The sequence below is a fragment of the Pseudoxanthomonas sp. genome, assembly GCF_051953815.1.
GTDB lineage: Bacteria > Pseudomonadota > Gammaproteobacteria > Xanthomonadales > Xanthomonadaceae > Pseudoxanthomonas_A.
Genome location: NZ_JBQCIJ010000006.1, coordinates 38,753 through 61,727, shown reverse-complemented (window position 1 = coordinate 61,727; position 22,975 = coordinate 38,753). Strand labels below are relative to the sequence as shown.

The following is a 22,975-nucleotide window of genomic DNA, read 5'->3' as shown; positions in this document are numbered from 1 at the left end:
CGGTCAGCTCGAAATAGTGGGTCGCGAACAGGGTGTAGGCGCGGTTCGTCGCGGCGAGGTGGCGCGCGCACGCGTCGGCGAGCGCGAGCCCGTCGTAGGTCGAGGTGCCGCGCCCGATCTCGTCCATCAGCACCAGGGACTCGCTCGTCGCGTGGTGGAGGATGTAGCTCGTCTCGCTCATCTCGACCATGAAGGTCGACTGGCCGCGGGCGAGGTCGTCGCCGGCGCCGATGCGGGTGAGGATGCGGTCGATCGGGCCGATAGTCGCGCGCGCCGCCGGGACGAAGCTGCCGATGTGCGCGAGCAGCACGATCAGCGCGTTCTGGCGCATGTAGGTCGATTTGCCGCCCATGTTGGGGCCGGTGATGATCAGCATCCGGCGCTGTTCGTCCAGGTCCAGATCATTGGGTTCGAAAGGTTCCGCGCGCACCGCTTCCACCACCGGATGGCGTCCCCGCGCGATGTGCAGGCCGGGGGCGTCGACCAGGGTCGGCCGCGACCAGTCCAGCGCCTGCGCGCGTTCGGCGAAGCAGGCCAGCACGTCCAGCTCGCTGAGGGCGCCGGCGCAGCGTTTGAGCGGCTCCAGATTCTGGTTGAGCGTGTCCAGCAGGCCTTCGTACAGTGCTTTCTCGCGCGCCAGCGAGCGCTCGCGCGCCGACAGCACCTTGTCCTCGAAACTCTTCAGTTCCTCGGTGATGTAGCGCTCGGCATTGGTGAGGGTCTGCCGGCGGGTGTAGTGGACCGGCGCGCGATCGGCCTGGCCCTTGCTGATCTCGATGTAGTAGCCGTGCACGCGGTTGTAGCCGACCTTGAGGGTGGCGATGCCGCTGCTTTCGCGCTCGCGTGTTTCCAGATCGACGAGGAACTGATCGGCGTGGGTGCTCAGGCGGCGCAGTTCGTCCAGGTCGGCGTCGAAGCCGTCGGCGATCACGCCGCCATCGACCAGTTTGAGCGCCGGGTGTGGCGCGATCGCATTGGCCAGCAGGGTGGCGGTGTCGGTGTGCTCGCCCAGTTCGGCGGCAAGTTCCGATAGTCGCGGCGAGGCCGCCAGGGCGGCGGGATCGGACGCGGCGCCGGCCAGGGTCTGGCGGATTTCCGGCAGCAGCGCGAGCGCGTCGCGCAGGGTGGACAGATCGCGCGGACGCGCCGAGCGCAGGGCGACCCGGGTGAGGATGCGCTCCATGTCGCCGAGGGCGCGGAAGCGTTCGCGCAGGGCGGCGTCCAGTCCGCGCTCGATCAGGCTGTCCACCGCCTGGTGGCGTTCGCCGACCACGCGGCGGTCCCGCAGCGGACGATGCAGCCAGCGGCGGAGCAGGCGGCCGCCCATCGGGGTGATGGTGGTGTCGAGCACGCCAAGCAGGGTGTTGCCGGTGTCGCCATCGACGCGGCTGTCCAGTTCCAGGTGGCGGCGGGTCGCCGCGTTCATGGCGATGGCGTCGCCAGCCGATTCGGTGCGGATGGCGCCCAGGTGCGGGAGGCGCTGTTTCTGGGTCTCCTCCACATAGCCGAGCAGGGCGGCGGCGGCGCCGGTCGCCAGCGGCAGCTGTTCGATGCCGAAGCCGTTGAGGTCGCGCACCTGGAAGAACTGCAGCAGTTGCCGGCGTCCGTTGTCGGCGTCGAACAACCACGGCGCGCGCCGGCGCAGGCCGTGGCGGCCCTGCATGAACTCCGGCCAGCCGTCCTCGTCGGGCAGCAGGATTTCCGCCGGCTCCAGCCGCGCGAGCTCCGCCTCCAGGCCGTCCTCGCCCTCGACCTCATTGACGACGAAGCGTCCGCCGGCCAGATCGGCCCAGGCCAGGCCGTAACCCTTGCGGCCGCGGGCGATCGCCATCAGCAGGGTGTCGCGGCGCTCATTGAGCAGCGCCTCGTCGGTGACCGTGCCGGGCGTGACCACCCGCACGACCTTGCGTTCGACCAGCCCCTTGGCGAGGGCGGGATCGCCGATCTGCTCGCAGATCGCGACCGACTCACCCAGCGCCACCAGTCGGGCCAGGTAGCTTTCGTAGGCATGGTGCGGCACGCCCGCCATCGGAATGGGCGCGCCCGCGGAATTGCCGCGCTGGGTCAGGGTGATGTCCAGCAGCCGCGCAGCCTTGCGGGCGTCGTCGTAGAACAGCTCGTAGAAGTCTCCCATCCGGAAGAACAACAGCAGATCCGGGTACTCCGCCTTGGCGGCGAAGAACTGCTTCATCAAGGGAGTGTGTTCCTGCGACTTGTCCTGCTTCATGTGACCTTCTGGAAAACATCCGGCACACCTGGCCCGCCGGCAAGCCGCCGGGTGGAGGGGCATCGGGGACGCGATGGCCGACCGGAGAAAGGATGCAAGTTTAGGGGATCGCTGCCGGGTCCGGGTCGGGAGCCGCAGTCGAGGGCCGGGGAGATCTCCCCCCGCAGCGGGATGATCGCAAGGTGCCCGCGCACGCCGGCGAACTCCGGGCGGACGCCGGGACGATGCGTCTTGCGACGCGAGCATCCGCTCGAGCCCGGGCGGCGACGAACAAATCTCGGCATGCGGGATGGAGGTGGATGAGGTTCCTTTTTCCGCGTCCCGGGCAATCGAATTTGCGCACGATCGTGCTTATTTTCCCGTGCAGGAAGCGCTTCCTGCGTATGGGTGCGCTGCAAAATGCTTCTCCGCATCCAGGGGTGCTAGCTTCCTTCGCACAGGGGGCGCGCCACGCGCGCAAATTGATGTCCGCAGTCGCAAGGCAGGTCCGAATATCGCAATCGATTGATCACATCCGACATGACCCGGGGGAGGGGAACACATGGTCGTTGCCAAACCGCAGCATCGCGCACTCGCGCTCGCCGTTTTCGCCGCACTGTCCGCCAATCTGCAAGCGCAGGAGGCCGCGCCAGCCCAGACCAAGCCCGACGAGGAGGCGACCACGCTGGCGACCATGACGGTCACCGCGCAGAAGCGCGAGGAGGCGATGCAGGATGTGCCCATCATGCTGACCGCGCTGCCGGAGCAACTGCTGCAGGACGCGGGCGTTTCCGACATCAAGGATGTCCAGTTGCTGGTGCCGGGCCTGCATGTCAGTTCGACCACCAACGAATCGCAGACCACCGCGCGCATCCGTGGCGTCGGCACCAACGGCGACAACGCCGGCCTGGAGTCCGCCGTGGGCGTGGTGATCGATGGCGTCTACCGTCCGCGCACCGGCGTGGGGTTCGGCGACCTGGGCGAACTGGAACGCATCGAAGTGCTGAAGGGGCCGCAGGGAACCGTCTTCGGCAAGAACACGTCCGCCGGCGTGATCAACGTCATCACCCGCCGCCCCAGCTACACCCAGAGCGCGGAGGGCGAACTGACCTTCGGCAATTACGGCGAGTTCGGCATCTCCGGCGCCTACAACGACGCCATCAGCGATCACGCCGCGTTCCGCATCTATGCGGCCAAGCGCAAGCGCGATGGCGTGACCGACGTGAACACCGGGGTGGGACCGCGTACCGAACGCGAGGACAGCGACCGCGACTTCCGTACCCTGCGCGCGCAGTTGCTGTGGGAGCCGAACGACGATCTGGACTTCACCTTCATCGCCGACTACACCCGCCGCGACGAGAACTGCTGCGTCGGCGTGACCACCGTGCGTGGCCTGACCGCCAACATCCTCGACGCGCTGGCCGGCGGCGCCGGGCGCGCGATCATTCCGGTGGCGGATCCGGAACGGCGCCTGGCCTACAGCAACCGCGGCACCGAACAGAGCGTGCTCGACAAGGGCTTCTCCACCCAGATCGACTGGAACACGCCCTGGTTCAACGGAGCGACGCTGACCTCGATAACCGCCGCGCGCGACTGGCAGTCGGTCAACGCGCTGGACTTCGATTTCAGCGGCGCGGATCTGCTGTATCGGCGCAACAACTTCGACGACTCGTCGACCAAGTTCAAGACCTTCAGCCAGGAACTGCGCCTGACCGGCAGCACCGACAAGCTGGACTGGATGCTGGGTTTCTTCTACTCGGACGAGGACCTGGAGCGCCACGATCAGTACATGATCGGCCGGCACTACGAGACCTACCTGTCCACCGCGCTGCTGAGCCTGTTCGCCCGCCAGCTCGCGCCGCTGGGCATCACCGTGAATACCACCAATCCGTTCCTGTTCGCGTCGCAGGCCACCGGGCGGCCGCTCGGCACCGTCTTCCCGGGTGACACCGAAGGCGCGCACGACACCTACAACCAGAACGCCAAGACCGCCGCGTTGTTCACCAACAACACCTGGCACGCCACCGACCAGCTGGCGATCACGCTGGGTCTGCGCTACACCCACGAGAAGAAGGAACTGGATTCGGTCTACACCAATCCGAATGGCAGCCTGGGTTGCGCGACTGCGCTGGGCACCCCGGCACGGGTGGTCGGCGCGCTGATGGCGCGCGGCATTCCCCAAGCCGTGGCGCAGCAGCTTGCCCCGACCGCGATCGGTTACATGTGCCTGCCGTGGGCCAACGTCGCCCACAACGGTCGGCACACCCAGCAGGACAGGTCCGAGAGCGAATGGTCCGGCACGCTCAAGTTCGCCTACCGCTGGAACGATCACCTGATGACCTATCTGTCCGGCGCGCGCGGTTACAAGGGCGGTGGGTTCAACCTGGATCGCGTGCAGTCGAACACCGGTCTGTCCAGCGGCACCGCCGGCATCCTGCCGGTCAGGGATACCTCGTTCCCGGGCGAGTTCGTCGACAGCTACGAGCTGGGCGCCAAGTCCACCTGGCTGGACGGCAACCTGCTGCTCAACGGCACCCTGTTCTACCAGGAGTTCACCGACTTCCAGCTCAACAGCTTCCTCGGCACCAGCTACGTGGTGCGCTCGATTCCCGAAGTCACTTCCAAGGGCATCGACACCGAGGTGCTGTGGCAGACCGGGGTGGATGGCCTGATGCTGCAGGCTGGCCTGACCTACGCCGACACCCGCTATGGCAACGACAAGCCGACATCCGAATTCGTGGCGCCCGGCGGCACGCTATACAAGCTGCCGGGCAACCACATCAGCTTCGCGCCGCTGTGGTCGGGTTCGGCATCGGTGACCTATCAGTGGGATTTCGGCAACAGCCTGATCGGTCGCTTCAACGTCGGCGCCAAATACATATCCGAACACAATACCGGTTCGGACATGGACATCGAGAAGACCCAGGAAGGGTACACGCTGGTCAACGCCCGGATCGGCTTCGGTGCGAAGAACAAGCGCTGGATGGTGGAGCTGTGGGGACAGAACCTGACCGACGAGACCTATCAGCAGGTCGGTTTCGACGCCCCGCTGCAGAACTTCTCGCCAACCCCGGGTGATCCGACCAACTCGTTCAACGCGTTCCTTGGCGCGCCGCGCACCTATGGCGTGACCTTCCGCGTGACGTACTGAGCCGCCGCACCACCGACGGCATGGCGCGTGCATCCGCCCCCTCGGGGGCGGATGACGCCGATGGCGGCAGACAGGAAGACCGAATTGGGCTAAAACGGGGACTCCTTCCCCCGAGCTGACCCGATGTCGACCGTGGCTGCGATTCCCTCCGATGCCGAACTGCGCGCGCAGGCCGAGCTGATCGGTACCCGTCTGCGCGCCGAGCATGATCACCTGGTGACCGCGGAAAGCTGTACCGGTGGCTGGATCGCCAAGACGGTGACCGACATCGCCGGTTCCTCGGACTGGTTCGACAGCGGCATGGTGGCCTACAGCTACGAAGCGAAACAGGCCCTGCTGGGGGTGCGTCCGCAGACCTTGGAAACCCACGGCGCGGTCAGCCGCGAGACCGTCATCGAAATGGTGTCCGGCGCGCTGGTGAATTCCGGTGCGAGCGTGGCCGTCGCGGTGACCGGCATCGCCGGCCCGGGCGGCGGCAGTGAGGGCAAGCCGGTCGGAACGGTCTGGATCGGCTGGAAGCGCCGCGGCGGCTATGCGCGCGCGGAAGTCTTCCTGTTCGATGGCGATCGCGACGCCGTCCGGCGCCAGACGGTGGCGGCCGCGCTGCACGGATTGGAACGGCTGTGACGATGCGGACCGGAAGCAAAGGGCGACGCTGATGTGGGAGACCCTGGGAGCGGTACGTGATCTGGGGCGACTGCAGGAAATCGCCTCGGTCCTGATCCGCAACGGCTTCGGTGACATGGTCCGGCGCATCGGCTTGGCCGGCGCGCTGGAACGGGCCGGCCGGCTCCTGCACTGGCAGCACGCGGAAGACGCGCTTCGGATGGAGCCGCCCGAGCGACTGCGGCGCGCGCTGGAAACGCTGGGACCGACCTTCGTCAAACTCGGCCAGGTGCTGGCCACGCGCATCGACCTGCTGCCGCCGGAATGGATCGCGGAGTTGAGCCGGCTGCAGAACGCGGTGCCGGCGGTGCCTTACGAGGTGATCCGCCCACAGCTGATCGAAGATCTCGGCGACCTTCCGGAGAACATCTTTGCCCGCTTGGACCCGGAACCGCTGGCCGCCGCTTCGCTGGCGCAGGCGCATCGCGCCTGGCTGGAAGACGGTCGCGCGGTGGTGCTGAAAGTGCGGCGGCCCGGAATCCGCGAAGTGGTCGAGGCGGACCTGCGCCTGCTGGCGCGATTGGCCGAAATCATCCAGACCCAGGTGCCGGATCTGCGCCGATACCATCCCATCGGCATCGCCCAGCAATTCGCCGCCTCGCTGCGCGCGGAACTGGATTTCGCCGGCGAGTGCCGCAACGCCGAACGCATCGCCTTCAATTTCCAGGACCATCCGGAAGTCCTGATTCCCGCCGTGCACTGGCAATGGACCAGCGAGCGCCTGAGCGTGCAGGACTGGGTGGATGGCATCCCCGGTTGCGATCTCGCGGCGGTGGATGCGGCGGGGCTGGATCGCCATGAACTGGCCCGGACCGGCGCGGCGATCGTGTTGAAGATGGTGCTGGTGGACGGCCTGTTCCACGCCGATCCGCATCCGGGCAACATCTTCTACCTGCGCGACGGGCGCATCGGCCTGATCGATTTCGGCATGGTCGGCGGCGTCTCCGAACAACGCCGCTTCCAGGTCGCCCGGCTGCTCAATGGCCTGGTCGGCGAGGATCCCGAGGCCGTCACCGACATCCTGCTCGATTGGACCGAAGGCGACACGTCGGTGGACGAAACGCGCCTGCAGGCTGACGTGGGGGTATTCACCGACCGCTATCGCGGGGTGCCGCTGAAACAGTTGCGGATGGGCGCCATGCTCACCGACGTGGCGGCGCTGCTGCGTCGGCACGGCCTCAGCCTGCCGCCGGATCTGGCGCTGATGATCAAGGCGTTCCTGACCCTGGAGGGACTGGGCCGGCAACTGGATCCGGACTTCGACATGGCCAGCGAGGCGCGGCCCTATCTGGAACGCGCGATTCTGGAACGCTATTCGCCGCGCGCGGTTGCCCGCCGCGGGCGCCGCAGCCTGTCAGGCGCGCTGGATCTGGTGGGGGACATGCCGCGCGATTTGCGCCGGCTGCTGCAGGCGGCGCGGCGCGGGCGCCTGCGCGGCCAGCTCGACATCACTTCCTTGAGGGCCTTCGGCGACCAGCTCAACAGCGCCGCCAACCGGCTCACCATCGGCGTGGTGACCGCCGCGCTGATCATCGGCTCGTCCATCGTGATGAACAGCGTCGGTGGCGGCATCTCCAATCGCTGGCTGATGGCGATGGGTGTGCTGGGTTTCGTGTTCGCCGCGATGACCGGGGTCTGGATCGTCCTGTCGATCTGGCGGAGCGGACGCAAGCGCTGAGCCGCCGGGACAGGGACGCAATCGCCTCCAGCGGGCGGCAATGCGGGAGGCGCGCCGCGGAGAGCCGGGTATTGCCAAACCGGTTTGTTAGTAGTAATACTACTAACCATGGACCTGACCGATACCCAGCAAGCCATCCTCGCCCTCATCGCCGAGCGCATCGAAACCGAGGGTGTTCCCCCGTCCCAGACCGAGATCGCCCGCGCTTTCGGCTTCAAGGGCGTGCGGGCGGCGCAGTACCACCTGGAGGCACTGGAGCAGGCCGGCGCCATCGAGCGGCTGCCGGGCCGGGCCCGGGGCATCCGCCTGCTGAAGGCGCCGGTGCAGGCCCAGCCCGAACTGGCGTTCCCGTCCGCCAACGACGATGGGCTGCGGGTGCCGGTGCTCGGGCAGGTGGCCGCGGGCGCGCCGATTGGCGCCGACGCCGGTCATCACGACTACGTCCTGCTGGATCGGGCCTTCTTCGCCCCGGCGCCGGATTACCTGCTGCGGGTCAAGGGAGACTCGATGCGGGACGAAGGCATCTTCGACGGTGATCTGATCGGCGTCCATCGCACCCGTGACGCGCTTTCGGGGCAGATCGTGGTGGCCCGCATCGACGACGAAATCACGGTCAAGCTGCTGAAGGTCGGCAAGGACCGGATCCGGCTTCTGCCGCGCAATCCGGACTATTCCCCCATCGAGGTGCAGCCCGATCAGGATTTCGCGATCGAAGGGCTGTACTGCGGCCTGGTGAGGCCGAACCGGTGACGGGCCGACGCGTTTCCGAGGGTTTGTCCGATGCGGTCATGCCGGATTTCCCGATGGTCGAGCCGTGGTCGCCGGCCTTAATTTCAGATTTCCCGGGACAGTCGCAGCCTGTGCGATCCGCCCCCCGTAGCCTTGCATTCAACGATTGATTCTTCTGAGGAACCGATGATGGACGAGAACAAGAAGCGCGCCCTTTCCGTGGCCCTGACCCAGATCGAGCGCCAGTTCGGCAAGGGCTCGGTGATGCGCATGGGTGACCGCGTGATCGAACCCGTGGAAGTGATTCCGACCGGCTCGCTGATGCTGGACATCGCCCTCGGCATCGGCGGCCTGCCCAAGGGCCGCGTGGTGGAAATCTACGGACCGGAATCCTCGGGCAAGACCACGTTGACCCTGCAGGCCATCGCCGAGTGCCAGAAACAGGGTGGCACCGCGGCCTTCATCGACGCCGAGCATGCGCTGGATCCCATCTACGCCGCCAAGCTGGGCGTCAACGTGGACGACCTGCTGGTGTCGCAGCCGGATACGGGCGAACAAGCGCTGGAAATCGCCGACATGCTGGTGCGCTCCGGTTCCATCGACATCGTCGTCATCGACTCGGTCGCGGCGCTGACCCCGAAGGCGGAAATCGAGGGCGAGATGGGCGATCAGCTGCCGGGTCTGCAGGCCCGCCTGATGAGCCAGGCGCTGCGCAAGCTGACCGGCAACATCAAGCGCTCCAACACCCTGGTGGTCTTCATCAACCAGTTGCGCATGAAGATCGGCGTGATGATGCCCGGCCAGAGCCCGGAAACGACCACTGGCGGCAACGCGCTCAAGTTCTACGCCTCCGTGCGCCTGGACATCCGCCGCATCGGCGCGATCAAGAAGGGTGACGAGATCATCGGCAACCAGACCAAGATCAAGGTGGTCAAGAACAAGTTGGCGCCTCCGTTCAAGCAGGTCGTCACCGAGATCCTTTACGGCGAAGGCATCAGCCGAGAGGGCGAGCTGATCGACATGGGCGTGGAAGCCAAGCTGGTCGAGAAGGCCGGTGCCTGGTACAGCTACGGCAGCGAGCGTATCGGTCAGGGCAAGGACAATTCGCGGACCTTCCTGCGCGAGAACCCGCAGATCGCCGCCAAGCTGGAGAGCGAACTGCGCGAGAAGTTCCAGCCGGCCGAGGCCTCGCGTGGCGAGGACGACAACGCGGATCAGGATGACTGAGCCATTGGGCACAGGGCATCGGCTGGAACGGAAGCCGGCCACCCGGTTCGGTGGATGGAACGATGAGCAGGGATGAGGAACCAGGCTCGCCGCGACGGCGGCGGCCCCGGGCCGAGCAGACCCCGGTCCAGCGGGCGCTGGGTCTGCTGACCCGCAGGGAGCACTCTCGGCGGGAGCTGGAACGCAAACTGACCTCCCGGGGTGTGGCCAGGGAAGAGGCCAGGGCGACAGTGGACAGGCTGGCCGGCGAAGGCTGGCAGGATGACCGACGGTTTGCCGAATTGCTGGTCCGCAGCCGGGCCGGCAGCGGTTATGGGCCGCTCCGCATACGCGCGGAGCTGGCTACCCATGGACTGGACCGCGAAGCCATCGCGGCGGCCATGGACACTTTTGATGGCGACTGGACCGAAACGGCGCGCGACCTCGTCCGCCGCCGTTTCGGTCCGGGCGGCTTGACTGACCTGGAGGGGCGGCGCAAGGCCGCCGACTTCCTCATCCGGCGGGGATTCGACGGCGGCAGCGTTCGAGCCGCGACCCGGCTGGACTGGGAGGACTGAACCCGTCGGGCCTGTTAATCTAGGGCATTGGGTTGCTTCGGCGAGCCCGCGCCCGCATTTGTGGGGGACGCGGCGTCCGGATGCGCCCGTCAGCCAATGCCAGCCAGATGACCAGCGCCCCCAAAATCAGCACCCGCCAGATCCGCCAGGATTTCCTCGATTTCTTCCACAGCAAGGGCCATACCATCGTGCCATCGGCGCCGCTGGTGCCGGGCAATGATCCGACCCTGCTGTTCACCAATTCGGGCATGGTCCAGTTCAAGGACGTGTTCCTGGGCGCGGAGAAGCGCAGCTACGTGCGCGCGGCGGACGTGCAGCGCTGCCTGCGGGCCGGCGGCAAGCACAACGACCTGGATTCGGTCGGCTATACCGCGCGTCACCACACCTTCTTCGAAATGCTGGGTAACTGGTCGTTCGGCGACTATTTCAAGAAGGACGCCATCGCCTGGGCCTGGGAACTGCTGACCGGGGTCTGGAAGCTGCCGAAAGATCGCCTGCTGGTCACGGTCTACCACACCGACGACGAAGCCTTCGAGATCTGGAACAAGGACATCGGCATTCCGGCCGAACGGATTGTCCGCATCGGCGACAACAAGGGCGCACCGTTCGCGTCGGACAATTTCTGGCAGATGGCCGATACCGGCCCCTGCGGGCCCTGCACCGAGATCTTCTACGACCATGGCGACCACATTGCCGGTGGTCCGCCGGGCTCGCCCGATGAGGACGGCGATCGCTTCATCGAGATCTGGAACCTGGTGTTCATGCAGTTCGATCGTCAGCCCGACGGCACCCTGGTACCGCTGCCGGCGCCATGCGTGGATACCGGCATGGGCCTGGAACGCCTGACCGCGATCCTGCAGCACGTCCACAGCAACTACGAGATCGATCTGTTCCAGGCCTTGATCGAGAAGGCCGCCGAACTGACCGGTACCGAGGACCGCGAGAACAAGTCGCTGCGCGTCATCGCCGATCACATCCGCGCCTGCAGCTTCCTGATCGTGGATGGCGTACTGCCTTCCAATGAAGGCCGCGGCTACGTGCTGCGCCGGATCATCCGCCGCGCCCTGCGCCATGGCTGGATGCTCGGCGTGCGCCAGCCGTTCTTCCACCGGATGGTGGGGACGCTCTCCGATCTGATGGGCGAGGCCTATCCCGAACTGCCCGCCGCGCGCGAGCTCGTCGAGCGCGCGCTGAAGGCCGAGGAAGAGCGCTTCGCCGAGACCCTGGATTCGGGCATGCGCATCTTCGATGACATTGCCGCGAAGGCACAGGGCGTGATTCCCGGCGTCGAGGCTTTCCGTCTGTACGACACCTATGGCTTCCCGGTGGATCTCACCGCCGACATCGCGCGCGAGCGCGGCCTGACCGTGGACATGGCCGGTTTCGAGGCGGCGATGGAGCAGCAGCGCGAAACCGCGCGCGCAGCCGGCAAATTCGCATCCAGCGCGAGCCTTCCTGCCGACCTGGTGGCGCAGCTGCAGCCGACCGGATTCCTGGGGTACGAGCAACTGGATGCGGGCGATCTGGCCGTCGTCGCGCTGTTGAAGGACGGCCGTCCGGTCGAGTCGGTTGGCCATGGCGATGAGGCGGTGGTCATCCTGGATCGCACGCCGTTCTACGCCGAATCCGGTGGCCAGGTCGGCGACGTCGGCCGGCTGAGCGGACCGCAGGCGGAATTCGCGGTGTCCGACACGCAGAAGCTTGCGGGCCAGTTCCATGGCCACGTGGGTCGGGTGACCCGCGGCAGCCTCAAGGTCGGTGACCGCCTTGCCGGATCCGTGGATGCGCAGCGTCGCGCCGCCACCATCCTCAATCACTCGGCGACCCACCTGCTGCACGCCGCCCTGCGCGAAGTGCTGGGCACCCATGTGCAGCAGAAGGGTTCGCTGGTGGCGCCGGATCGCCTGCGTTTCGACTTCTCGCATTTCCAGGCGATCACCGCGCAGGAACTGGCCGAGGTCGAGCGCCGGGTGAATGCGCAGGTTCGTGCCAACCACGAGGCCGAAGTGCATCATATGGGCATGCAGGAAGCGCTGGATTTTGGCGCGATGGCGCTGTTTGGCGAGAAGTACGGCGAAAACGTCCGCGTGCTGCGCATGGGTGATTATTCGACCGAACTGTGCGGCGGCACGCACGTGGGCCGGACCGGCGACATCGGACTGTTCAAGATCGTCAGCGAAGGTGGCGTGTCCGCCGGCGTGCGCCGGATCGAGGCGGTGACCGGGCAGGGCGCGCTGGATCATGTCGATGCCGAGGAGCGTCGACTGGAGCAGGCGGCCGAACTGCTGGGCGGCAACGCCCATGATGTGGTCGAGAAGATCCGCGCCCTTACCGAACGGCAGAAGAAGCTCGAGCGTGAAGTGGAAGCGCTCAAGGCCAAGGCGGCCTCGGGCGCCACCGCCGATCTGGCGGGCTCGGCGCAGGACGTCAATGGAGTCCGCGTGCTGGCGTCGCGGCTGGAGGGTTTCGACGCCAAGGCGTTGCGCGATGCGATCGATCGGCTCAAGCAGCAACTCGGCGACGCGGTGATCGTCCTGGCCGGCACCAGCGAAGGCAAGGCCACCCTGGTGGCGGGGGTAAGCGGCGCTGCCGCCGGCAAGGTCAAGGCCGGGGAACTTCTGTCCCACGTCGCCAGTCAGATCGGCGGCAAGGGCGGCGGTCGCCCGGATCTCGCCCAGGGTGGTGGCGAGGACGGGCCCGCCCTTGTGTCTGCCCTCAAGGGCGTGAACGACTGGGTCGCCCAGCGCCTGCAATGAACCGCCAGGCGGCGCGCCCGTGCTTGCGGGCGCGTGCTCCGGCCCGTACCATGATTCACGACGATGAACCTATCTGGAAGCTTCCTCGCGTCCAGCGCTGCAGGAACGCTGCCCCGGCTTTAATCTTGCCGGATTCAGGAGAAGAAACATGCTGATTTTGACCCGCCGAGTCGGCGAAACCTTGATGATCGGTGATTCGGTCACGGTGACTGTGCTCGGCGTGAAGGGCAACCAGGTGCGCATCGGCATCACCGCGCCGAAGGACGTTGCCGTGCATCGCGAAGAGATCTACCAGCGCATCCAGCGCGGCGAAGAAGCGGGCTCCGCTTCCCACAACGACGATTCGTCCTCGAGCTGATTTCCGTTTGCCGCGGAACCGGTCTGCCGTTATCCTATGCGGCCGCCGCGATTCCATCGCGGCGGAACATTTCCCGGAGTGATGCCCGAGAGGCCGAAGGGGCTCCCCTGCTAAGGGAGTATAGGGTCAAAAGCCTTATCGAGGGTTCGAATCCCTCTCACTCCGCCAGTCGTACCAGGACCCCGCTTCGGCGGGGTTTTTGGTTTCTGCGGTCCTCGTGGAGGAGGTTTTCGCGGAGGCGCCGGGCGGGTATCACGCGTCACCGTGCCGGCATCGATCATCGGGCGAATCGCCTGCGGCCCCTCCTTGCGATGGAGGTATCGACCCACTCCGCAGGGTCGTATCACCACGCCCACGAACGCCTTCCCCGCGCCGACCGCCTGGGACGCTCCCGAGGCTATCGCCAGCCCCCCCCTGCCATTGGTCAGGCTTGACTACAGGTGTAGTCAGATCTAGCTTGACTACATCTGTAGTCATCCCGTGGAGGGGACCATGGCACGCAAGAGCATCGGGGACCAGGAACTGGCCCTGCTTCAGTACGTCGGGCAGCAGGGGGACGCCTCGGTGGGCGAGGTGGCCTCGGGTTTTGGCGAGACGCAGGGACTGGCGCGTTCGACCGTGCTGACCATGATGGAACGGTTGCGCGCCAAGGGTTATCTGAAACGGCGCCATGCGGGCGGCGTCTACCGCTATTCGGCGACCGCCGGCGAGGACGACGTGGTGCAGGGAGCCGTGGGGGCGTTCGTGGAAAAGACCCTGCGCGGCTCGGTCAGTCCTTTCGTGGCCTGGATGTCCAAGCGCGGCGAGGTCAGCGACGAGGAACTGGCCGAACTGGAAGCGCTGGTCGCGCGCCTGCAGTCCAAGCGGCAGGAGGACTGAGCCATGGAGAGCTTCATCGCGTCGTGCCTCGAACGCCTGGTCGCGACCAGCGCGCAGACCGTGGTGCTGGTGGCCCTGGTCTGGGCGGTCTGCCGGCTGGTGCCGCGATTGCCGTCGGGCACGCAGTGCTGGCTGTGGTGGCTGGTGGCCCTGCAGGCGCTGCTGGGGCTGGTTGCGCCTCCGCTCGAACTGCCCTGGCTGGCGGCGCAGGTGTCCGCTCCGGTGACGATCATCGATGCCGGTCCGGTGGCGGCAACCGGCGCGACGGAGGCTCCGCTGCGCGTCGCTTCCTCGCCCGTCGTGACGGCGTTTTCCTGGCAGACGGGCCTGGTGGCGCTGTGGCTGGCCGGCGTGCTGGTCATGGCAGGCGTGACGTTTCGCGACTGGCGGCGCAGCCGTGAGCTCCTGAGCCAGGCCGCGCCCTGTACCGACGAAGCGCTGGCGCGGGCATTGGCGCTGGCGGCCGAGGCCCATGGTCTCCGTCGCGCTCCCCGGTTGCGGGTTTCCGATCGAATCGATTCCCCCCAACTGGTCGGGCCGTGGCGTCCCGTCCTGCTGCTGCCCGCGAACCGCGTGCTCAGCGGTGACGACCTGGACATGGCGCTGACGCATGAACTGGTGCACCTGCATCGCCGCGATCTGTGGTGGGGATGGGGGCCGACGCTGGCCCGACACCTGTTCTTCTTCCATCCACTGATCCATCTGGCGGTGCGCGAGTACGGCATCGCCCGCGAGGCCGCCTGCGATGCGGCGGTCGTGGCCGGGGATCGTCGCTGCCGCCACGACTACGGCCGGTTGCTGCTGCGGCTGGGCACGTCGTCCTCCCTTCGCACCGGCCTGGCCAGTGCTTCTCCCACCTTCCTCAGCCTCAAAAGGAGATTGACCATGCTGCAGAACACCGCATCCTTCCCGCGCGCCGGTTCCTTCGTGCTGCTGGCACTGGTCGCCGTCGCCGGCGTGGCGCCGGTGCGGCTGGTGGCCGCTTCCAGCGATGACGTCATCACCACGGCACCGGTCGCCGCGATGGTGGCCGCGCCCGCACCGGCTCCAGCACCCGCACCCGCATCCGCATCCGCATCCGCATCCGCGGCGGCGTCGGTGCCGGTGCCGGTGCCGGCGCCCGCGACGGCCGCCGTACCCGCCGCCGTGTCGACACCCGCGCCCGCGCTCGCCACCGTGGCCGAGCCAGTCGCGGCAAGTCCAGCCACCGTGGTCCAGACCACCACTTCGATGATCAGCATGGAAAGCGCGGACGACGGGGTTTCAGGGCAGATCCATGTGTCCGATTCCGGGCCGGACCAGGCCTACGTGCGTCTCCAGGGTGACGGCAAGCGCACGGTCATGAACGGTTCCACCCATGACCTGGAAGAGGCGCGCCGTGCCGTCGGCGGACAGGGGCAGGCGTTGTGGGTACGCCAGGGAAGCGCGCGCTATCTGATCCGGGATCCGGGGACATTGCAGCGCTTCGACGCATTGATTGATCCCATCCGTCAGCTGGGTGAGCAGCAAGGACAACTGGGAACGCGTCAGGGCCAATTGGGCCTGCAGCAGGGCAAGTTGGGACAGGAGCAGGGAGAACTGGGGCAGCGCCAGGCGCGCGTCGCGCTGGCGGCGGCGCAGCGTTCGTTGAACGGTGGCGGTGAATCCGCCAGCGAATCGCGCGAGCAGGCGGACCTGGACGCGCGGCAGAAGGATCTCGGGCGACGCCAGGAGGCCCTGAGCCGTCAGCAGGCTGCGCTGAGCGAGCAACAGGCCGCGCTTGCCGAACGCCAGGCGGAGGCGACCCGGCGCGCCGACGCCGGTTTGAAGCGGTTGCTGGACGGCGCGCTCTCCAGCCAGGTGGCGCAGCGCATCCAGCCCTGAGCAGGGTGGATGCCCGTGGCCGGGCGTCGAGAGAGACGCTCCGGCCCGTTGCGACCTCAAGCCAATGAACGCGCGCCGCTGGTGGGCGTGCATGACGCCAACGGGATCCTGAAACGCAAAAAGCCACCCGAGGGTGGCTTTTGCTTCCGTACCGAAGAGCAGGTCATCAGTGACGGGGAGTAATGTCGGCATCCATGCGATGTCTGCCAGCATTACCGCTAAGTGGCGCGCCCGGAGAGATTCGAACTCCCGACCGCCTGGTTCGTAGCCAGGTACTCTATCCAGCTGAGCTACGGGCGCGTTGCGTTAGAGGCGGAATTCTGCACGATTCGATTTCGGTCGTCAATCATTTTTCCGTAACGAATTTCCCGGGCCGATGCCGGACCGGTGCAGGCATCGGCGTCCGCGACCCGCACCGCGGACGGGGATGACAACCCGGTCGCAGTTCGGAACGATGCCCGGGGCACGGGTGGCGCGGTTAGCGGGACTTTCACGTCCCGCCCGCGACAATACCGGCCACAGGGGGAACAACCAGAATTCCGGGAGTTCCAAATCAATGCGTTTTTCCAAACCCCTGCTCGGCCTGGGGCTGCTTGCGGCTGTCCCGCTGAGCGCGGTGGCCGCCACCTACACGGTCGGTCCCTCCGGGCGGCAGTACACCCAGTTGTCCACGCTTTTCCGCAGCGTCAACCTGGCTCCTGGCGACATCGTCGAGGTGGACGGCAATGCCACCTACAGCGGCGACATCGTGATCGGGGACGATGACAGCGGCACCGAAGCCAATCCGGTCACCATCCGCTGGCGGCGGGTGGCCGGCGCCAGCCGTCCCATCCTCAGCGGGGGCACCCACACCCTCAAGTTCGAGCAGTCCAACCACGTGGTGCTGGAGGGTTTCGAAATCACCGGTGGTTCGAGCAGCTGCGTTTTCAGCGAAGCGCACAACGTCACCGTGCGCGATGCCTACGTCCATGACTGCCCGTCGCACGGCATCCTCGGCGCCGACCAGAATTCCGGGTCGTTCACCCTCGAATACAGCGAGGTGGCGCGCGCCGGCCAGGGCGATCGGCGCCATGCCATCTATATGCAGTCGGACGAGGTCGCCTATCCGGACACGGTGTTCCGGATGCGCCACAACTACGTCCACGACGCGACCGGCGGCGTGCTGGTGCGCGTGCGTCACCAGCGGGCGGAGATCTATTACAACTGGATCGAAGGCTCCGATCTTCACGAAGTGGAATTGATCGGCCCGGACTGCGAAACCCAGAAAGCCGGATGGAGCGCGGATCTGCGTCGCGAGGATGCGGACGTGGTCGGCAACGTGATCATCCATCGCGCCAGCAGCCGTTCCGGCAACGCGTTCCGCATCGGCGGTGATCTCAACGGCCGCAACCAGGGCCGCACCCGCCTGGTCAACAACACGATCATCCTGGACCGCGGCGGCAACGCCAACGCGGTGCTGGTGCAGTTGGGCCAGGGTTCGCTGGAGATGCACAACAACGCCATCTACCAGAACGGCGGCAGCGCCCCGGCGATCGTGCGCGAGAATCCGGCCAGCGACGTGGCCGCGCCTTATTGCGGACCGTCGAGCCGGGAGCCGTGGTCGAACGGACGCCAGGTCGCCGGCAGCAACAACTGGGTGCAGTCCGGCGCGATCCTGGTGCCGGCGGAATGGAGCGGCACCGTGCGCGGCGCGGATCCGATGCTGACCGACATCGCCCAGCGCAGCCTGCGTCCCCGCGCCGGCAGCCCGCTGCTGGCGGCGGGCAACAACGCCCCGGCGACCCCGGCGGCGTTTCCGTTCCCGTCGCCGCAGTCGCTGCCGGCCTATGACCCGCCGCTGCGGACCAAGCTGGCCATCGGCGATGCGCATGCACGCCTGGTGCCCACCCGGATCGCCATCGGCGCGCTGGAACAGAGCGACATCGACAACCGCATCCGGGTCAACGGCGCGCAGCCGCTGATTCCGGGCCAGGGGGCCGCTTCGGCGCCTCCGAGCGCGGGCGCGCAGGCGCAGCCGGTGTCCGGCGGACGCGGGGTGTACGTGGGACGCTCGCCGTACCGGCAGACGCCGGTGGCGCGGTACCGGCGTTCGGTGGTCAAGCCCTGACGCCGGGGGAGGGCCTGGGCCCTCCCGCCCGTTCGTCACGAAACAGACAGGCCGGGGCAACCCGGCCTTTTTCGTGGGCGCGTGGGAGCCCCGGGACGCATGCGCTCGCGCGCTTCCGTCCGAAGTGGCGGCATGCATGGCCGGGTACCGGCTGAAGTCGCGTTGATACCCATGTTGCCAATGCAAGCACGGGCCGTGGGTATCCGCGAATGACCTTAGTACAGGCAGGCCGCAGGAACGCCAGGGAACCGGGGGCCAGGACAGGGGGAAACATGCAGGACGGGTTTAATGCGTGCAGCGGGCGCTGCGCGACGCAAGGGCCGCTCATCGGCCGGGCGCGTGCGCCGCTGGCAAGGGTGATGCCATGAAGTCCAGCCAGGCCAGCCGCAAGGCGCGTGCGGCCCGCATCCTGTGGATCGCGGAAGTCATCGTGCTGGTGGCCGCGGTGATGGCCGCGGCGTGGATCCGTTTCCACAACGAACCCGAGTATCACGTCGTCTTCGCCGAGCAGGCGCCGATCCGGGCGGTGCTGGTGGCGATGTTCCTGACCGGCGCGATGGCCGCGTTCGGCCTGTACCAGGTACACGTCCGTCATACGCGACTGGATTTCATCCTGCGGCTGACGCTCTCGTTCGCGTTCGGCGGCATCGGCCTGGTGGTGCTGTACTACCTCATTCCGGCCACCTATATCGGCCGTGGCGTGCAGGCGATGTCGCTGGCGCTGGGCCTGGTCGGGGTCTGCCTGGTCCGGCTGGCCTGGATGCACATCTTCGGTTCGGACGTGCTCAAGCAGCGGGTGCTGATCTTCGGCGCCGGCAAGAACGCGGATCTGATCAACTCGCGCATGCGGCGTAAATCCGATCGCCGCTCGTTCCTGGTGGTCGGTTTCGTGCCGGTCCCCGGCCAACCGGTGCTGGTCCAGGAGGAATTGCTGGTGCGTCCGGGCGAGGAAGGCCTGTCCGAACTGGTCGAGCGCATGCAGATCGACGAGATGGTCATCGCCCCGGACGAGCGCCGTGGCGGCCTGCCGATGGAAGAGATGCTGCTGTGCGTGCAGCGCGGCGTGTCGGTGGTGGACCTGTCCAGTTTCTTCGAGCGCGAGGCCGGCATGGTCCAGCTCAACGTGGTCGATCCGTCGTGGCTGGTGTTCTCAGGTGGCTTCGACTATTCGACGCCGCGCCGGCTGAGCAAGCGCTTCTTCGACCTGGCCGCCGCGCTCGCGCTGCTGGCGATCGCCTGGCCGCTGATGCTGCTGGTGGCGCTGGCGGTGTGGGTGGAGTCGGGCGGACCGATTTTCTACAGCCAGACGCGGGTGGGCGAGCGTGGCCGTCATTTCACCCTGACCAAGTTCCGCAGCATGCGGGTGGACGCGGAGAAGGACGGCGTGGCGGTGTGGGCGAGCAAGGACGACGATCGCAGCACGCGCGTCGGCAAGTTCATCCGCAAGACCCGTCTGGACGAGCTGCCGCAGCTGGTGGCGGTGATCCGCGGCGACATGAGCTTCGTCGGCCCGCGTCCGGAGCGTCCGCATTTCGTCGACATGCTCAACGACGAGATCCGCTACTACGGCGTCCGCCACAGCGTGAAGCCGGGCCTGACCGGCTGGGCGCAGTTGCGCTATCCCTACGGCGCCTCGGTGCGCGACGCCGAGGAGAAGCTGAAGTTCGATCTGTTCTACGTGAAGAACCACGGCCTGGTGTTCGACCTGATGATCCTGCTGCAGACGGTCGAGGTCGTGCTGTTTGGACGTGGCGCGCGCTGAGCGCGTTCCCGGAATGCGGGAACGCGGCTCATCCGGGGAGCAGGCGCCTCACCGCGCGACGCGCGGCGAACGGCGCCAGCCGCAGCAGTTCGCGGCGGATCGCCGGGTCCGGGGTCAGGCGCCAGGCGGCACGCGCCAGCTGCCAGCCATCGCGCCAGCGGCCCCGGATCAGCATGCCGCGCGCATTGCGCGCATAGGTGCCGGCCAGGGCGCGATCCAGTTCCTCGTCGGCGACCTCGCCGCGCGCGGCCCGCACCGCGCGTTCGACCACGCGCACGTAGTCGTCATAGGTGCTGGCTTCGGCCGACAGGCCATCGTGGCCACGCATGGCGCGCACCAGCGATTGCTCGACCACGCCGATCGGCCAACGCTGGGCGATGCGCAGGTGGAAGTCGATGTCCTCGGCGGTGCGCAGGCTTTCGTCGAAGCCGCCGACATCCTCGAACACCTCGCGGCGCAGGATGGCCGAAGCCGGCGCCAGCGCGGGATTGTGGATCACCCAGCGCAGCACCCGGCCATCCTCGCGGATCACCTCGCGGCGGCGGAACACGTCGATCAACCGGCCTTCGCTGTCGACCCGCTCGACATCGCACAGGACCATGCCGGCGTCCGGATGCGCCTCCAGCCAGGCCACCTGCCGCGCGGTCTTTTCCGGCAGCCATTCGTCGTCGCTGTCGAGCAGGGCGAGGTAACGCCCGCGCGCCAGGCGCATGCCGTGATTGCGCGCGGCGGACACGCCGGCGTTGGCCTGCCAGACGTAGCGGATGCGATCGCCGTAGCGTGCGGCCAGATGTTCACCGGTGCCGTCGGTGGAGCCGTCGTCGACGACGATGATTTCATCGACGACGCGGGTCTGTGCGAGCACCGTGTCGATCGCGCGCACCACCAGGTCCCGCCGGTTGTAGGTGGGTATAATCGTTGAAACCTCGATAGCTGGCGCCATGCTGAAGGATCTCTCCAAGAAGCTTCTATACGTCAGTGGTCTGCTGGGCCTGTACCATCGCGTGCGCAACGCGGACAGCCTGACCGTGGTGATGTTCCATCGTACCTTGAGCCCGGAGGATCCGCGCTGGCGGACCTGCGATCCGGACTACACCCTGGCCACGCACTGGCTGGCCGATTCGCTGGCCTTCTTCCGCAAGCATTACCACGTGGTGTCGCTGGAGCAGGTGCTGGCTTCGCGTCGCACCGGCACGCCGCTGCCGCCACGCGCGCTGTTGATCACCTTCGACGATGGCTGGGCGGACAACGCCGATTACGCGCTGCCCGAACTGCGCAAGGCGGAGCTGCCGGCGCTGATGTTCGTGGTGTCCGACGCGGTCGGCACGCGCCAGCCGTTCTTCCAGGAGCGCCTGATCGCCGCGATGCGGCGCGGCGCGCTGAAGCTGGCGGATCTGGCCGACGCGATGCAGCCCCATCTGGATGCGCCGTGGCGCCCGCGCGACGAATCGCTGGGCGAACTGCGCGAGGCCATCGCGCGCCTGGAGCGGATGCCGGCGGAACATCGCGACGCGGTGCTGGCGCCGTTCATGGCCGCGCTGGACGACGGCCAGCGGCACATGGTGACCACCGAGGAACTGCACCGGCTCGTCGCCGGTGGCGTGGCGCTGGGGCTGCATGGCAAGACCCATACGCCGATGAAGCACGCGCCGGATCTGGACGCGGAACTGTCCGGTGCGCGCGCCGCGCTGGCGGGGCACCTGGGACAGCCGGCGCCGAGCGCCGAATCGATGTCGTTCCCGCACGGTTCCTTCGACGATGCGATCGCGCAACGCGCGCGCGGCGCCGGTTACGAACTGATCTTCACCAGCGTGCCGGTGCTCAATCCGGTCGGTGGCGGCGTGGGCTGGTTGCTTGGCCGCACCGGTTTCGAGACCGATGCGGTGGTCGATGCGCGCGGACGGTTCCGTCCGGACTGGCTGGCGCTCTATCTGTTCCGCAAACCGGCGCAGCGGCTGGCCTGAGGCCACGCCGCGCCGGTTATTCGTCTTCATCCGCCGAGGTCAGGAACCAGACCGGTTCGGTGCCGTTGGCGAGATTCCAGCGCACGAACACCGGGCGGCGGCCGCGCTCGCTGAAACCGGCTTCGCGCCAACCCTGCAGTTGGCCGTCCGGGCCGGTGATCTCCACCGAGACCGAACCATGGCCGGCCGCGCGGGCGGCGGCGAGCAGGGCCAGCACATAGGATTGCGGGAGTCCGTGGGCGCCGTTGTCGGACCAGAAATCGCGCACGTGCAGCGCGCTGTCCTCGACCTGCACCGCGAACCACGCCTTGAGCTCGTTGCCGCGGGGCGAGGTGATCCAGAGATAGCGCGTGGTCGCCAGCGGCGAATCGTCGAAGCGCCATTTGGCGTGCGCGCTGTCGCGCACCGCGAGCACGCAGTCGCCCTGAGAGGATGCGGCCCACAGGGCATCCATGCGCGGATCGGCGCGGTTGCCCCATTCGGTGCGCAGGCGCGGACCGTGCCAGCGGCGCCAGCCATCGCGGACTGCCACCGCGACATCGAGCAGCCAGCCCGCGGGCGTGGCCAGCCAGGCGACCGGCAGGCGCGAACGCAGGTAGCGCGCGTGACGCAGCACGCGCGCATGGCGCACCAGGTCGGTCGGATGCTGGTAGCCCATGCGCTTGAACACCGCCGCGGCTTTCGGATTGGGAAATCCGTACAGCACGTCGACCTGATCCTTGCCGGCGTCGATCAAGCCCTGTTGCAGGATCAGTGCGGGACCGAGCGAGCGGTGCTCGGGCAGCACCGCCAGATCCACCAGCACGCCGGCGCTCAGGTCGCGGCCGCGCTGGCGCATCCGGCGCCGGCCCGCGCAGGCGGTGCCGACCCATTGCCCGGTGGTGGTTTCCTGCAGCAGCTGCAGCAGCGGCGCGCCGTGCGGACCGCCCAGGTAGAACCAGTCGTACTTGGCGGCGATGCGGTCGGTGCGGCCCAGATTGCCCCACCAGATCGACAGCACGGTGTCCCGATCGCGCAGCGGGTCACCGCTGCGGACAAGATACTGGGGGGAGGGCGGGGCCTGGTTCACGGA

The 22,975-nt window shown here is 67.5% G+C and carries 16 protein-coding genes and 2 tRNA genes; 14 read left to right on the top strand and 4 right to left on the bottom strand.

What is annotated here, in order from left to right; all coding sequences use genetic code 11:
- Window positions 1–2,227, bottom strand: a 2,227-nt coding sequence (gene mutS, locus ACTHN1_RS01880; protein WP_440469277.1) for a DNA mismatch repair protein MutS, incomplete at its 3' end; no start/stop codon positions are given.
- Window positions 2,228–2,768: 541 nt separating this feature from the next.
- On the opposite strand from mutS, the gene ACTHN1_RS01875 reads away from it, so the two are divergent.
- From ACTHN1_RS01875 to ACTHN1_RS01825, 11 genes are all read left to right on the top strand, one after another.
- Window positions 2,769–5,357 (top strand): TonB-dependent receptor, encoded by a 2,589-nt coding sequence (locus ACTHN1_RS01875; protein WP_440469276.1) that lies wholly within the window; start codon window positions 2,769–2,771, stop codon window positions 5,355–5,357.
- A gap of 123 nt (window positions 5,358–5,480) precedes the next feature.
- On the top strand, window positions 5,481–5,984 hold the full coding sequence (locus ACTHN1_RS01870; RefSeq protein ID WP_440469275.1) for a CinA family protein: 504 nt from the start codon (window positions 5,481–5,483) through the stop codon (window positions 5,982–5,984).
- Window positions 5,985–6,015: 31 nt separating this feature from the next.
- On the top strand, window positions 6,016–7,701 hold the full coding sequence (locus ACTHN1_RS01865) for an ABC1 kinase family protein (protein WP_440469274.1): 1,686 nt from the start codon (window positions 6,016–6,018) through the stop codon (window positions 7,699–7,701).
- A 108-nt stretch (window positions 7,702–7,809) separates the two neighbouring features.
- Window positions 7,810–8,451 carry a transcriptional repressor LexA gene (gene lexA, locus ACTHN1_RS01860; RefSeq protein ID WP_440469273.1) on the top strand — a complete coding sequence of 214 codons (642 nt, stop codon included), beginning with the start codon at window positions 7,810–7,812 and terminating at the stop codon, window positions 8,449–8,451.
- Window positions 8,452–8,619: 168 nt separating this feature from the next.
- Entirely contained in the window at window positions 8,620–9,657 is a 1,038-nt protein-coding gene (recA, locus tag ACTHN1_RS01855) for a recombinase RecA (RefSeq protein WP_440469272.1), read from the top strand.
- A gap of 62 nt (window positions 9,658–9,719) precedes the next feature.
- Window positions 9,720–10,214, top strand: a complete 495-nt coding sequence (gene recX / locus ACTHN1_RS01850; RefSeq protein ID WP_440469271.1) for a recombination regulator RecX — start codon at window positions 9,720–9,722, stop codon at window positions 10,212–10,214.
- A gap of 107 nt (window positions 10,215–10,321) precedes the next feature.
- Complete coding sequence (alaS, locus tag ACTHN1_RS01845; RefSeq protein ID WP_440469270.1) at window positions 10,322–12,970, top strand: alanine--tRNA ligase; 2,649 nt, start codon at window positions 10,322–10,324, stop codon at window positions 12,968–12,970.
- Window positions 12,971–13,118: 148 nt separating this feature from the next.
- Window positions 13,119–13,328, top strand: coding sequence for a carbon storage regulator CsrA (gene csrA, locus ACTHN1_RS01840; protein WP_141453448.1), 210 nt, complete (start codon window positions 13,119–13,121; stop codon window positions 13,326–13,328).
- A 75-nt stretch (window positions 13,329–13,403) separates the two neighbouring features.
- Window positions 13,404–13,496, top strand: a tRNA-Ser gene (locus ACTHN1_RS01835).
- Window positions 13,497–13,820: 324 nt separating this feature from the next.
- Window positions 13,821–14,207: a BlaI/MecI/CopY family transcriptional regulator gene (locus ACTHN1_RS01830; RefSeq protein ID WP_440469269.1), complete on the top strand. Its 387-nt coding sequence runs from the start codon at window positions 13,821–13,823 to the stop codon at window positions 14,205–14,207.
- 3 nt (window positions 14,208–14,210) lie between these two features.
- Window positions 14,211–16,070, top strand: coding sequence for a M56 family metallopeptidase (locus tag ACTHN1_RS01825; protein WP_440469268.1), 1,860 nt, complete (start codon window positions 14,211–14,213; stop codon window positions 16,068–16,070).
- Window positions 16,071–16,293: 223 nt separating this feature from the next.
- Here ACTHN1_RS01825 and ACTHN1_RS01820 read toward each other — a convergent pair.
- A tRNA-Arg gene (locus ACTHN1_RS01820) sits at window positions 16,294–16,370 on the bottom strand.
- A gap of 256 nt (window positions 16,371–16,626) precedes the next feature.
- On the opposite strand from ACTHN1_RS01820, the gene ACTHN1_RS01815 reads away from it, so the two are divergent.
- The gene (locus ACTHN1_RS01815) at window positions 16,627–18,177 is read left to right on the top strand and encodes a hypothetical protein (RefSeq protein WP_440469267.1); all 1,551 of its coding nucleotides are present in this window, start codon (window positions 16,627–16,629) and stop codon (window positions 18,175–18,177) included.
- Window positions 18,178–18,541: 364 nt separating this feature from the next.
- Complete coding sequence (locus ACTHN1_RS01810) at window positions 18,542–19,939, top strand: TIGR03013 family XrtA/PEP-CTERM system glycosyltransferase (protein ID WP_440469266.1); 1,398 nt, start codon at window positions 18,542–18,544, stop codon at window positions 19,937–19,939.
- 28 nt (window positions 19,940–19,967) lie between these two features.
- On the opposite strand, the gene ACTHN1_RS01805 is transcribed toward ACTHN1_RS01810, so the two are convergent.
- Window positions 19,968–20,882, bottom strand: coding sequence for a glycosyltransferase (locus ACTHN1_RS01805; protein ID WP_440469265.1), 915 nt, complete (start codon window positions 20,880–20,882; stop codon window positions 19,968–19,970).
- Here ACTHN1_RS01805 and ACTHN1_RS01800 point away from each other — a divergent pair.
- Complete coding sequence (locus tag ACTHN1_RS01800) at window positions 20,881–21,903, top strand: polysaccharide deacetylase family protein (protein WP_440469264.1); 1,023 nt, start codon at window positions 20,881–20,883, stop codon at window positions 21,901–21,903. The two genes, ACTHN1_RS01805 and ACTHN1_RS01800, sit on opposite strands and share 2 nt — an antisense overlap.
- Window positions 21,904–21,919: 16 nt before the next feature.
- Here ACTHN1_RS01800 and ACTHN1_RS01795 read toward each other — a convergent pair whose 3' ends face one another.
- Window positions 21,920–22,972 (bottom strand): hypothetical protein, encoded by a 1,053-nt coding sequence (locus tag ACTHN1_RS01795; RefSeq protein ID WP_440469263.1) that lies wholly within the window; start codon window positions 22,970–22,972, stop codon window positions 21,920–21,922.
- Window positions 22,973–22,975: the final 3 nt, after the last annotated feature.